This window comes from Streptomyces sp. S.PB5, assembly GCF_030403745.1.
Classification (GTDB): Bacteria; Actinomycetota; Actinomycetes; order Streptomycetales; family Streptomycetaceae; genus Streptomyces.
The window spans coordinates 434705-446739 of the sequence record NZ_JAQMWP010000006.1 but is presented as its reverse complement, the minus strand read 5'-3'; the positions used below and the strand labels follow the sequence as shown (position 1 = coordinate 446739).

The 12035-nt window shown below is 72.1% G+C and carries 12 protein-coding genes; 6 read left to right on the top strand and 6 right to left on the bottom strand.

Annotated elements, in window-relative coordinates; all coding sequences use genetic code 11:
- Window positions 1–144: 144 nt before the first annotated feature.
- The 5 genes from PH203_RS18555 to PH203_RS18535 form a co-directional block, all read right to left on the bottom strand.
- Complete coding sequence (locus tag PH203_RS18555) at window positions 145–2052, bottom strand: copper resistance protein CopC (protein ID WP_289921312.1); 1908 nt, start codon at window positions 2050–2052, stop codon at window positions 145–147.
- Between the two features lie 99 nt (window positions 2053–2151).
- Complete coding sequence (locus tag PH203_RS18550; RefSeq protein ID WP_289921208.1) at window positions 2152–2904, bottom strand: SDR family NAD(P)-dependent oxidoreductase; 753 nt, start codon at window positions 2902–2904, stop codon at window positions 2152–2154.
- Window positions 2901–3368 carry a cupin domain-containing protein gene (locus tag PH203_RS18545; RefSeq protein WP_289921207.1) on the bottom strand — a complete coding sequence of 156 codons (468 nt, stop codon included), beginning with the start codon at window positions 3366–3368 and terminating at the stop codon, window positions 2901–2903. Before PH203_RS18545 ends, PH203_RS18550 begins: the two co-directional genes overlap by 4 nt.
- Window positions 3365–3970 (bottom strand): GNAT family N-acetyltransferase, encoded by a 606-nt coding sequence (locus PH203_RS18540; RefSeq protein ID WP_289921206.1) that lies wholly within the window; start codon window positions 3968–3970, stop codon window positions 3365–3367. The genes PH203_RS18545 and PH203_RS18540 overlap by 4 nt, the downstream gene beginning before the upstream one ends.
- Window positions 3963–6020, bottom strand: coding sequence for a penicillin acylase family protein (locus tag PH203_RS18535; protein WP_289921204.1), 2058 nt, complete (start codon window positions 6018–6020; stop codon window positions 3963–3965). Before PH203_RS18535 ends, PH203_RS18540 begins: the two co-directional genes overlap by 8 nt.
- 78 nt (window positions 6021–6098) lie before the next feature.
- Between PH203_RS18535 and PH203_RS18530 the strand changes: the two genes are divergently transcribed.
- The 6 genes from PH203_RS18530 to PH203_RS18505 all read left to right on the top strand — a co-directional run bounded on the left by PH203_RS18530 (window position 6099) and on the right by PH203_RS18505 (window position 10307).
- On the top strand, window positions 6099–6803 hold the full coding sequence (locus tag PH203_RS18530; RefSeq protein WP_289921203.1) for a siderophore-interacting protein: 705 nt from the start codon (window positions 6099–6101) through the stop codon (window positions 6801–6803).
- A 73-nt stretch (window positions 6804–6876) separates the two neighbouring features.
- Window positions 6877–8361: an FG-GAP-like repeat-containing protein gene (locus PH203_RS18525; RefSeq protein ID WP_289921201.1), complete on the top strand. Its 1485-nt coding sequence runs from the start codon at window positions 6877–6879 to the stop codon at window positions 8359–8361.
- Between the two features lie 25 nt (window positions 8362–8386).
- Window positions 8387–8989 (top strand): HhH-GPD-type base excision DNA repair protein, encoded by a 603-nt coding sequence (locus PH203_RS18520; RefSeq protein ID WP_289921198.1) that lies wholly within the window; start codon window positions 8387–8389, stop codon window positions 8987–8989.
- A 55-nt stretch (window positions 8990–9044) separates the two neighbouring features.
- Window positions 9045–9701: an HdeD family acid-resistance protein gene (locus PH203_RS18515; RefSeq protein WP_289921196.1), complete on the top strand. Its 657-nt coding sequence runs from the start codon at window positions 9045–9047 to the stop codon at window positions 9699–9701.
- Window positions 9702–9770: 69 nt separating this feature from the next.
- The gene (locus PH203_RS18510; protein ID WP_289921195.1) at window positions 9771–10073 is read left to right on the top strand and encodes a hypothetical protein; all 303 of its coding nucleotides are present in this window, start codon (window positions 9771–9773) and stop codon (window positions 10071–10073) included.
- A 69-nt stretch (window positions 10074–10142) separates the two neighbouring features.
- Window positions 10143–10307 (top strand): hypothetical protein, encoded by a 165-nt coding sequence (locus PH203_RS18505; protein WP_289921194.1) that lies wholly within the window; start codon window positions 10143–10145, stop codon window positions 10305–10307.
- Between the two features lie 29 nt (window positions 10308–10336).
- Here the strand turns inward: PH203_RS18505 and PH203_RS18500 are convergent, their stop codons facing one another.
- Window positions 10337–11944 (bottom strand): helicase HerA-like domain-containing protein, encoded by a 1608-nt coding sequence (locus tag PH203_RS18500; protein ID WP_289921193.1) that lies wholly within the window; start codon window positions 11942–11944, stop codon window positions 10337–10339.
- Between the last annotated feature and the right edge of the window lie 91 nt (window positions 11945–12035).

Here is a 12035-nt window from a genome sequence, read left to right as displayed (position 1 = left end):
GAAACGTCGAAGTCCGTCGAAACCGATCAGAAATCAACTTGACCAAACACGGTGGCGTAATGACAGCCGCATGTCCTGTCATACGTCAAGAGGGGCCGGTCACTTTTGTTGAAATGTGACCGACACATCCAAGATCGAGTCGCTCTAACCGATCACGACGGACTTGGTCTCGCTGACCTGATCGATCTCGGAGACCCTGACGGTCACCTTCATCTCCCACGTCCCGGCGATGGGCAGATCGAGGTCGCCGGTGCCCCAGTAGCCGCCCTTGTCGGTCAGCCCGGCGTCCAGCGGGCCGATGTCCTGCGCCGGGAGCGTGAAGGAGAGCCGCAGCTCGGGGACGATGGCGAAACCGCCGTCCGCCCCGAGCACCACCGCCTCGACGGAGTTCCGGCCGACCCGCCCGGGGTCGAGGGTGATCTGCACCTTGCCCCGGGCACCGCCGACCTCGAAGGGCACGTAGGAGACGGACGCGGCGGGCAGCCCGGCGGTCGCGGGGCTCTGCGCCGCCTCCGCCTCGGCCCGCCCCGGCACGGTCCCGGTGAGCACGGTCGTGACGACCAGCACCACGACCCCGACGGTGACTTCGGCGAGCACGGAACGACGCAGGCCACGACGGTCCGGCACGGGGGCCGGCTCGTCGCCGGGCTCCCGGTCCGGCCCCCGGTCCGCCCCCTCGTCCGGCTCCTTGTGCGGCGGTGCGGGCAACGCCGGCCCGCCCACCGCCTCCGGCACCCGCTCCTCCTCCCGTACGCCGGTCCGCGCCCCCTCCGTCGCCATCCGCACCGTCCACAGCCGCGAGAACCCGGCCGCCGTCAGCAGCACGACCACCGCGATCAGCTTGGCAACCAGCAGCCGGCCGTACGACGTGTCCGTCAGCGCCGACCAGGAGCCGAGGCCGCGCCAGGACTGGTAGACGCCGGTGACGACCAGCACGACCACGGAGACGAAGGCCAGCCGGGAGAACCGGGTGACCGTCTCCGGCTCGACGACCGCCGCCCGGTACAGCGTGACCACCAGGGCCGCGAGGCCGCCCAGCCACGCCGCCATCGCGAGGACGTGCAGCACCGAGGAGGCCATCGCCACGGGCACCTGGATCCCGGCGGAGGCGTGCTCACCGGCGGCCCAGGTGAGGGCGAGCCCGAGGGCGAGGACGGTACCGACGGCACGGGAGCCGACGGGGAGGGCGGTGCCGGGGAGGGCGGTGCCTGACGTGGACGTACGGGAGCCGACGGCGAGCGCACCGCCCCCGCCTCCGAACCCGGAATCCGCCGCGTCAGCGGCACCCCCGGCCCCGGAGCCCACCGCGCCCCGGACCTTCCCCAGCCGCAGCAGGAACACCGCCGTCAGCCCCAGCAGCGCCAGCCGGGCCAGCAGGACCACGCCCGGGCGGCTCGTCACCGTCCGCTCGAAGGCCGCCGCGTCGAAGGCCGTCGTGGGGCCCGTGCCGGCCTCGTAGGGGGCCCTGAGGACGAAGAGGGCGACCGTGGCGCCCAGGAGTGTCCACCAGCCCGCCCGGAGCAGCCGGGGCAGGATGTCCGGGTCCGCCGGGCGGCAGTACGCGAGGAACACCGCCGTGCCGATGAGCAGGGCCGCCGCGAGGTAGGCGAGGTAGCGGGCGATGTTGTAGAGGCTGGTGGTCGCCGGGTTCTCCACGGGTCCCGGGTCCACGGCCGCGGTCGTCGCCGAGGGCTCGCCGATCGAGAAGGTGAAGGCGCCCGAGACCGGGTGGCTGTCCGCCGAGACGACCCGCCAGGCCACGGTGAAGGTGCCCTCGCCGAGCCCCGACGCGGGGAGGGAGACGCGGGCCGTGTCCGAGCGGCCGGGGACGTGCTCGGCTTCTCCCGTGCGCACCCGTTCGTTCTTCGGGCTCAGCACGCGGAAGGAGTCGTCGAGCAGGCCGACGGACTCGGTGAAGGTCAGGGTGATGTGGCCGGGAGCGGACTTGAGGACGGTTCCGTCCTCGGGGTCGGCGGAGCGGAGGGCGGCATGGGCCTGTGCCGGTCCCGCGCCGCCGAAGAGGAGCAGGACCAGCATGGTGCCCAGCAGCACCAGCCCTTGAACTCGCCGCCGTCCTCGGCCACCGCCACGCTCCACGTCAGTACTCCGTCTCGCTGCTCGGTACATGTACGTACGCGAGGGCCGGAACACTCACCAGGCCGGCTGCGCCGACACCCCGCCGTCCACGACCAGGTCCTGCCCGGTGACCCAGGAGGCGAGCGGCGAGGCGAGGAACGCGCAGGCGTCCCCGATGTCCTCGGGGCGGCCGAGCCGGCCCAGGGGCGCCTTGCGCAGCCACCGCCCCACGCCCTCGGGCCAGTCCTCCGCCAGCCCCTCCCGGTCGATGAGGCCGGGCGAGACGCTGTTGACGCGGATGCCGCGGGACCCGTACTCCAGGGCCGCCGACCGCGCGTGCATCACGACGGCGGCCTTGGAGGCGCTGTAGTGGGCGTGCCCGGCGGCGGGAGCGTGCGCCTCGATCGAGGCGATGTGTGTGACGGAACCCCCCTCCATCACCTCGGCCGCGGCCTGCGTACAGGCGAACACGCCGGTCAGGTTGGTGTCGACGACGTCCCGCCACTCGGCGGCCGTCATCCCGGGCAGCTCCCGCACCGGCTGCACCCCCGCGTTGTTGACCAGCGCGGTCAGCCCGCCGCCCCACTCGGCCGCCTCCCGGACCAGCTCCCGGCAGGCGTCCTCGTCCCGCAGATCGGCTTGAAGCACGGCGGCCCGCGCGCCGGACTCCCGGACGCGGGACGCCACTTCCTGCGCCGCCGCCACCGCCGTAAGGCAGTGCACCACGACCGCGGCCGCCCCCTGCTCGGCGAACCGCAGCGCGATCCCCCGCCCGATGCCGCCGCCCGCGCCCGTGACGAGGGCGATCTGTCCTTCGAGGAGTCTCATGGACGGCACAGTCCCGCGATCCGCTCCGCCTCGGCCGGGTAACGCGCCACCAGAGCCTCGAACTCCCCGTGCTCGTACCCCTCGTAGGTGAACCCGGGAGCCATCGTGCACCCGAAGAAGGTCCAGGCACCGCGGGGCCGCGCCCCCATCCAGGTGCCGGCGGGGACGGTCAGCTGGACGTGCTGCCCTGCGACGACGTCCGGGCCCAGGACGGCGGTCGAGGATGTGCCGTCGGGGGCCAGGAGCAGCAGTTCCAGGGGGTCGCCGAGGTAGAAGTGCCAGACCTCGTCGCTGGGCAGCCGGTGCAGGGCGGAGAAGTCGTCCGCGGTGAGGAGGGCGACTATGGCGGAGCCCTCGGGCCGTCCGTCCGCGCGTTCGGGGCCCGCCCAGGTACGGCGGAACAGGCCCCCCTCGCGCGGAATCGGTTCCAGTCCGTAGTGGGCGACGAGGTCTTCTGGAGTCACCCCGGGAAGGCTACCTCCCGGTCCAGGAAGGCGAGTTGAGCGTGCTTCTCGGGCAGGTACACATCCGGGATGTCGATCTCCGGCAGCACGACCTTCTCCCCGGCCGTGAACCCCTGCCGCAGGAATCGCGCGATCGCCTTCTCGTTGCGCACGTCGGGATCGACGACGACGCGCTTGCGGTCGAGGCCGATCAGGACGAACGAGGCGACGGCACGCAGCAGCGCGGAGGACCACCCCACCCGGGCTCCGTCGGCTCCCGCGGGCGCGAGGAGCAGGTGGAGGCCGATGTCCCCGGGCTCGACGGGGTAGCACTCGCTGACCCGGTCGGCCTCCGGCTCATAGGTCTGCAGCAGCCCGGCCGGTTCACCGTCCTTCTCGATCAGATAGGCGTGGTGGGTGTCGAGGGTGTCCATGTGGGCGTAGATCCCGGCCACTTGGTCCTGGGTGAGGCCGTTCATGCCCCAGAACGCGGCGCGTTCCTCGCTGACCCAGCCGTGCAGGACCCCGGCGTCGCCCTTGGCGTCGAGCGGGCGGATCCGGACGGTGCCGTAGCCGTCGACGGTCTCCTCGTGGACGTATGCCGGAATGCGGGGGTCAGACATCGCTCTCCTTGCTGAGCTGTTCGAAGTCGGTGACGACCGGGACGAGGTCGCCCGCGAGCCACAGGGGCAGTTGGTCACGGTGATGGGGCGAGCCGGCCTCTCCGGAGGCACCGAGCGGCACCACCCAGCGGCTGTCCTCACGCCGGGCGAGGTCCCAGACGTACCGGGCGGCGGGTCCGCGTGCGGCCAGGTCGGTCAGGCCCGGCACGGCGGAGGTGCACAGCACGCAGTCGTGGTCGCCGGACAGCCCGGGTCCCGTGAACTCCGGGTCCGGCAGCGCCCGCCACGCGAACAGGCGGTGGGTCTCGCCCCAGGTCACGGGCGGAGCGGTGGACGCGGCGACCTCCTCGACGGCCGCGCGGATCTCGGCGGGGCGGTCGATGCCGTACAACTCCTCGGCGCGCAGCAGGTGTTCGAGGGCGTAGCCGATCCGCGGGGTCAGGGCGAGCCAGGGGAGGAGGACCTCGGGGTACGCGGGCGGGGAGGTCAGTGCGGCGAAGGCGGGGTGGGCGGCGAGCCGGCGGACGACCGCGCCGCGCAGGGTCGAGTAGAGGGCGGCGTCGGTGCTGTCCGCGTCCATACGGCGGTTCCAGCGCAGCAGGACGCCGCGCAGCTTCTCGGCTTCGGGGCTGAGGTCCGCCAGCTTCGCGAGGTGGTCCAGCAGGGGTTTTGCGGAGGCGAGACGGGTGTCCATGTGGAGGGCGGACATGTCGTCCGCGGACCACTTCTCCTTCTCCCCGAGCAGGGTCGCGATGCGGTTCGCGCGGTGCGGCGGGGCGAACTCGACGCCGAGCGGTGCCGCCGGGCCGCGCTGGTTGGCCATGACGGCGACGCCGTCCTCGGTGAGTCCGGCGCGGGGCATGTCGTGCCAGCCCTGCCACTCGTGCCCGGGTTCCCACGCGGGCACGACACGTGTCCGGTTGGCCTGCGCCCGCACCGGCACCTTGCCCGCGACGCGGTGCAGCAGCCCGCCCTCGGTGTCGGCGGCCTGGACGACGTTGACCGGCTCGGCCCAGCCGTCGAAGGCGCGGTCGACGTCCTCGACCCGGCGGGCGCGCAGAAGCGGCAGGAGGGTGCCGAAGCCGAGGTCGCCGGTGACGCGGGGCGGGATGCGCAGGCTGAGCGCGATCGGAGTGCCGTCGTCGAGCCCCTCCGGGCCGCCGGCGATGACGGGCCCGCGCTCGGTCTCGATGACCTCGACCTCGACGGACTCCTCGCCGGCGACCTCGACGGTCTCGGTGTGCCGGGTGGCGCGCGTCCAACTCCCGTCCGGAGCAAGGGCTTCGACACCTGCCCCGGTCCGCCGCAGCCGCTCGCTGTACAGGTCCTGGTAGTCGGCCATGGCGTTGGTGATGGCCCAGGCGACCGTGCCGGTGTGGCCGAAGTGGGCGATGCCGGGGATGCCGGGGACGGCGAGGCCGACGACGTCGAACTCCGGGCAGGAGAGGTGGATCTGCTGGTAGACGCCGGGGTCCTCGATGAAGCGGTGCGGGTCACCGGCGATGACGGCCTGTCCGGTCACGGTCCGCTCGCCGCTCACCAGCCAGCCGTTGCTGCCGGAGGTGCCGGGCCCGTCGACGGCGAAGAGTCCGACGGCGTCCTCGCCGAGGTGCTTCACCGCCTCCGTGCGCCAGAGCTTGGCGGGAAAGCCCGCGAACAGGATGTGGGTGGAGAGCCAGACGCCGAGCGGGGTCCAGGGCTCCCAGCGCCCCGGGGCACCGAGGGGCAGGCTCGCGCCGGCCAGCCCTTCGTTGACCCCGTCGACGTACGCCCGCACCCAGTCCGCGGTCTCCGGGTCCTGTCTCTCCAGGTTCCCGAAGCAGCGTCTCGCGGTGTCGTCGAGGCGGGCCCTGCGGATGAACCGGTCCCAGGGCAGGGCGTCGACGCCGAGGAAGGATGCCGAGGTGCCGCGGGCCCGGTGCCGCTCGACCTCCAGCTGCCAGGCCCGGTCCCGGGCGGTGACCCGGCCCTGGGCACGGGCGAGTTCGCGCACGCTGTCGGCGCGCAGATGCGGAACACCCCAGGCATCCCGGTAGATCTCGGCACTCACCCTGTGTCTCTCCTGTGCTTTAGGTTAGGCTCACCTAAGTAATCGGTGCTGGAATCGTACGCGAGGAGTGAAGAGTCGATGGGGCAGGGGCACGGCTGGGAGGGCGCGGTCCTCAGACTGCTGCGCGCGAAGGACTACGTCTTCACCGTCACCGGCGCCGAGGACGTCACCCCGCTCTACCGGCGCGTCCACCTGACCGACGGCGGCATGCTGGCCGAGACCGGCGTCCACCCGACGATGTGGGTCCGCCTGTGGTTCGACAACGCCGGCAAGCCCCACCAGCGGGCGTACACCCTGGTCGACGCGGACCCGGAGGCCGGCACCTTCAGCCTGGAGTTCGCCCTCCACGAGGGCGTGGCGAGCGACTGGGCCCGGGCGGCGAAGCCCGGCGACATGATCGAGGCGACGGTCCACGGCACCGGCTTCGAACACCCCGACCCGGCCCCCACCCACGTCTTCGCGATCGGCGACCCGGCCTCCCTCCCCGCCATCAACTCCCTCCTGGAAGCCCTCGACTCGTCCCCCGCGACGATCTGGTTCGAGGGCACCCCCGACGGCCTCCCCTTCCGCACCGACCCGGCGCGCCACGACGTACGCGACGGCGACGGCCTCCTCGACCGGGTCAAGGCCGACCTCCCCGACCTCCTCAGGGCCCACCCGGACGCGTACGTCTGGATCGCCACCGACACGAGGACCACCCGCGCGCTCTCCTCGTACGTCCGCAAGGAGCTGGGCGTCCCCAAGGACCGGATGCATGCGCTGGGGTACTGGCGGGCGGCCTGACGTACAACCATTCACGGGGTTCGTGTGTCATGCGGGACGTCTGGTGCGTCAACCCGCATGTCGAGGAGTCCCGTTGCGCAGAGCAGTCACCGCGGCCGCCGTGCTCACCGCGGCCGCGGCCGTCACCCTCACCCCGGTGACGTCGTCCGCCGCCGCCCCCTACAAGGGCGCCAACACGGCCGCCGTCCAGGACGACTTCAACGGTGACGGGTACCGGGACCTGGCGGTCGGGGCGCCGAACGCGGCGAACGGCAGTGTGGAGGAGGCCGGTGCCGTCGTCGTGCTGTACGGGTCGAAGTCGTCCGTGAGCAGCACCCGTCGGGCCGTCCTCACCCAGGCGACCTCCGGAATCCCCGGCGACCCGGAGAAGTGGGACGAGTTCGGCCGGACCGTGACCAGCGCCGACCTGGACCGGGACGGCTACGCCGACCTGATCGTCGGCACCCCGCACGAAGACGTCGGCGGCGCCGACTCCCGGGGTGCCGTGACCGTCGTCTGGGGTGGGCCGAACGGGTTGAAGGGCGGCGCGAGCATCGCCCCGCCGGCCGGGTTCGGTGAGGGCATGACGTACTGCCGCTTCGGCATGTCCGTGGCCGCCGGTGACATGAACGGCGACGGCGCCCCCGAACTCGGCATCGGCTCCGCCTGCAACACGGCTTCCTACACCGGGCCCTTCACGCGCACGGGCAAGCCCGCCGCGAAGTACCTGGAGTGGCGGGAGAACGCCCGGGGCGTGGTGATGGGCGATGTCAACGGCGACGGCAGGTCCGAGCGCTTCTACCTCGCCGGACCGACGGACGGCGACATCCGCGGCCCCGTGACCCTCGACGCGGGCGCCCCCGACTCTGAGGACCCCTTGATCAACCAGGGGATCGAACTCCCCTACGCCGACGGCCACACCGGCCAGATCGGCGACGTCAACGGCGACGGCTACGGCGACCTCGTCACCGGCATCGCGGGCGACGACGCCCACTTCAACGAATCCGGCGCGGCCCGCAAGGGCGGCGAGATCCAGGTTCTCTACGGCAGCGCCCAGGGCATCACCGCCGACCAGAAGCCCAAGGTCTTCCACCAGGACACCGCGGGCGTACCGGGCGCCGCGGAGTGGGGCGACTGGTTCGGCCAGTCGCTCAGCGTCGGGGACGTGAACGGCGACAGGTACGCCGATGTCCTGGTCGGCTCCCCCTTCGAGGCCGTGGGCTCGCGCGAGGCCGCCGGTACGGCCGTGCTGCTGCGCGGCTCCGCCACCGGCCTCGGCACAGCGAAGGCCGCCGGATACACCCAGGACACGGCCGGTGTGCCCGGTGCCGTCGAGAAGGGCGACCAGTTCGGGGCCGCCGTCCACCTCGCCGACCTCAACGGGGACGGCAAGGCCGAGACGGTCGTCGGGGCACCCACCGAGAACAGCGACGGCTGCCTCTGGATCGCCCGTGGCGCGGCAGCCGGCCCCGTCCTCAACGGCTCGGTGAACCTGTGCGGCAAGAGCGCCGGAATCACCGTGCGCGGCGTGAAGGGCTACTTCGGCGCCGCGCTGACCAGTCCCCACGTGGAGATGTGACCGCACCGGAGGCATGATCGGGGTCATGGACGTCACCCTGCACCTCGCCCAGGACCCCGAGGCCGACGAGCTCCTAGGGCGGTCCCCGCTCGCCGCGCTCGTCGGCATGCTGCTGGACCAGCAGGTCCCGATGGAGTGGGCGTTCAAGGGACCCCGGACCATCGCGGACCGGCTGGGCGCCGACGACCTGGACGCGCACGAGATCGCCGCGCAGGACCCGGAGGCCTTCTCCGCCCTCCTCTCGGAGAAGCCGGCCGTGCACCGCTACCCCGGGTCCATGGCCAAGCGGATCCAGCAGCTGTGCCAGTACCTGGTCGAGCACTACGACGGCAACGCCGAGCTCGTCTGGAAAGGCGTGTCCGACGGGCGCGAACTCCTCCGCCGCCTGGAGGAACTGCCCGGCTTCGGCAAGCAGAAGGCGCAGATCTTCCTCGCCCTGCTCGGCAAGCAGCTCGGCGTACAGCCCAAGGGGTGGCGGACGGCGGCCGGGGCGTACGGCGAGGCCAGGTCCTTCCGGTCCGTCGCCGACATCACGGGCCCGGAGTCCCTGACCAAGGTGCGGGCGCACAAGCAGGAGATGAAGGCCGCGGCGAAGGCGGCCAAGACAGCCAAGGCCGCCGAGAAGTAAGCCGTACGGCCCAGCCCACCGCGCGGGCCGGCCGCGCGCGGTCCAAGCATGGACCATGACCGAGGCACCGAGCGGCTCCACCTGGGGCCCGGAGTACGACGACCGCAAGGTTCACGCGAGGCAGCACGCCCGTGAGCCCGAGCCGCCCATCGAGGGGCCCCTGCACGCGCTGTCCAAGGCGGCCTGGCAGGTCGTCCTGATCACCGGGATCGCCTCGCTGATCCTGGGCGTCCTCGTCCTGGTCTGGCCGGGCTCCACCCTCCTCGCCACCGGCGTCCTCTTCGGCGTCTACCTCGTCATCAGCGGTGTCTTCCAGCTGGTCTCCGCCTTCGGCACCCACAAGACGACCGGCCTGCGCGTGCTCGCCTTCATCAGCGGCGCCCTGTCGATCCTGCTCGGCCTGTTCTGCTTCCGCGGCCCCATGCAGTCGATCCTGCTGCTCGCCCTGTGGATCGGCATCGGCTGGCTGATCCGCGGTATCACCCAGACCCTGGCCGCCGTCTCCGACCCGTCCATGCCCGCCCGCGGCTGGCAGATCTTCCTCGGTGTCCTCACCTTCATCGCCGGCATCGTCCTGATCGACTCCCCCTTCGAGTCGGTCGCCGTCCTCACCGTGGTCGGCGGGATCTGGCTGGTCGCCGTGGGAATCGTCGAGATCGTCACGGCGGTACGGATGCGCGGCCGGGCCGCCCGGGTGCCGCACGAGCTCTGAGTAACCCATGCGAGCGGATCTGACAGGCGACGCGATGAACGTCGTACGCCCCGGGGCAGACCAGCAACCATGAGCAGTACCAGAACCTGGCTCCGCGCCTTCGTCCTACTGCTCGCGCTGCTCGTACCGGGCGCGCACGCCGACGCGGCGGCCACCACCCTCACGCCGGTCGTCGCCGAGATCGCCGAGTACGACGTCCTGGACACGGCCCTGCGGCCACCGGCCCGCGCCGCCCTCCGCCCCGCCGTACCCCTGCGCCCGGCACCCGGCCCGGCCCCGGCCTTCCCCGCCCGGGCCGTACGCCCCGCCCCGGCGCCGCCCCGGCCTCCGTACGCCCTGCCCGCCCTGCGCTCGACGGTCCTGCGCTGCTGACCGGCCCTCGCGACCGAGGCCGATTCAGCAACACAACGCAAGGAACGAAACGCAAGGAGCAGGACCACCATGCCCATCGACCCCTACGCCGTCCTGCGCGCCCTGGTGCGCGCCGAGGCCGCCCGCAACACGCCCGAGCCGCAGACCCAGCCCCCGTCCCCGTCGTCCTCGTCCCCGTCCCCGTCCCCGTCCCACGAGGAGAAGCCGCCGGTGAACGACATGAAGCGCGGCTGAGCCGACGGCGGAGGCGGGCCCGCCGGGGGTTACCGCCTCCGCCGTGCCGTACCGAAGATCGAGCGGCTGATCTCCCGGCCGATCTGGGTGCCGAGCGACCGGGCGAGGGACTTGAACACCCCGCTGCCGACGACCTGTTCGACCATGGAGGGCCGCTCCTCGGACTTCCCGGCCCCGGCCTTCCTGGCCTCGGCCTTCTCGGGCGGCGCCGTCATCTCGTCCGGCCCCTTCGCCCCGCGCGACGCGTTCAGCTTCTCGTACGCCGACTCGCGGTCCACGGCCTGTGCATAGCGCCCGTACAGCGGCGACGACTTCACGGCCGCGTCGAGGGCGGCGGCGTCGACGGGCCCCATCAGGGACTCCGGGGCCCGCAGCCGGGTCGCGGCGACCGGCGTCGGGGCCCCCTTCTCGCTGAGCACGGTGACCACGGCCTCGCCGGTACCGAGCCCGGTGAGCAGCTCCTCCAGGTCGTACGCCGAGTTCGGGAAGGTCTTCACCGTCGCCTTCAACGCCTTCTGGTCGTCCGGCGTGAAGGCCCTGAGCGCGTGCTGGACACGATTGCCGAGCTGGGCGAGGACATCGGCCGGTACGTCCTTCGGGGTCTGCGTCACGAAGAAGACGCCGACCCCTTTCGAGCGAATCAGCCGGACGGTCTGGGTGATCGAGTCGAGGAAAGCCTTCGAGGCGCCGTTGAAGAGCAGATGAGCCTCGTCGAAGAAGAAGACGAGCCTGGGCTTGTCGGCGTCCCCGACCTCGGGCAGGTCGTGGAAGAGATCCGCGAGCAGCCACATCAGAAACGTCGAGAACAGCTGCGGTCTGTCCTGTACGGCGGGCAGTTCGAGGACGGAGACCATGCCCCGCCCGTCCTGCGCCGTACGCAGCAGCTCGCCGGTGTCGAACTCGGGCTCCCCGAAGAAGTCGGCCATGCCCTGCGCCTCGAAGGCGGTGAGGGTCCGCAGGATCACACCCGCCGTGGCGGTGGACAGCCCGCCGATGCTCTTGAGCTCCGCCTTGCCCTCGTCCGAGGTCAGGAAGGTGACGACGGCCCTGAGGTCCTTGAGGTCGACCAGCTCCAGTCCCTTGGTGTCGGCGTAGTGGAAGATCAGCCCGAGCGACTGCTCCTGGGTCTGGTTGAGCTGGAGCACCTTGGACAGCAGCAACGGGCCGAAGTCCGTGACGGTCGCCCGTACGGGAATGCCGTGGCCGAGGCCGCCGAGGGCGTAGAACTCGGCGGGGAATCCGGTCGCCGTCCACTCCTGGTGGACGTCCGCGGCCCTGGCCTGCACCTTGTCGTTCCGCGTGCCCGGCGCCGAAATCCCGGACACATCGCCCTTGATGTCCGCGAGGAACACCGGCACCCCCTGCGCGGAGAGCTGCTCGGCGATCAGCTGGAGCGTCTTGGTCTTGCCGGTGCCGGTGGCGCCGGCGACCAGCCCGTGCCGGTTCAGCATCGGCAACGGGATCCTGACCTGCGCGTCCGGCAGACACGCTCCGTCCCACAGCAGGGCGCCGAGATCCAGCGCCGGCCCGGTGAAGGCGTACCCGGAGGCGATCTCCAGGGCCTCCTTCGGGAGGGCGGGGGCGCTGCCCGGAGCCTCGGGAGCGGCGGCCTGCGGCATGGTCTCGCTGTCACTCATCTCAGGCACCTGTTCTGATTTGCCCCCGTTTACTGCATCTTTTCCAGCGTCGCACTCCGTCGCCATGGCTGCGCCCGGAAGGTCTTGACCG

Excerpts from the sequence above, each read along its gene's own strand:
- PH203_RS18515 (WP_289921196.1), top strand. The coding sequence starts at position 9,045 with ATGACCGAGGCACCGAGCGGCTCCACCTGGGGCCCGGAGTACGACGAC.
- PH203_RS18520 (WP_289921198.1), top strand. The coding sequence starts at position 8,387 with ATGGACGTCACCCTGCACCTCGCCCAGGACCCCGAGGCCGACGAGCTC.
- PH203_RS18505 (WP_289921194.1), top strand. The coding sequence starts at position 10,143 with ATGCCCATCGACCCCTACGCCGTCCTGCGCGCCCTGGTGCGCGCCGAG.
- PH203_RS18500 (WP_289921193.1), bottom strand. The coding sequence starts at position 11,944 with ATGAGTGACAGCGAGACCATGCCGCAGGCCGCCGCTCCCGAGGCTCCG.
- PH203_RS18510 (WP_289921195.1), top strand. The coding sequence starts at position 9,771 with ATGAGCAGTACCAGAACCTGGCTCCGCGCCTTCGTCCTACTGCTCGCG.
- PH203_RS18530 (WP_289921203.1), top strand. The coding sequence starts at position 6,099 with ATGGGGCAGGGGCACGGCTGGGAGGGCGCGGTCCTCAGACTGCTGCGC.
- PH203_RS18550 (WP_289921208.1), bottom strand. The coding sequence starts at position 2,904 with ATGAGACTCCTCGAAGGACAGATCGCCCTCGTCACGGGCGCGGGCGGC.
- PH203_RS18540 (WP_289921206.1), bottom strand. The coding sequence starts at position 3,970 with ATGTCTGACCCCCGCATTCCGGCATACGTCCACGAGGAGACCGTCGAC.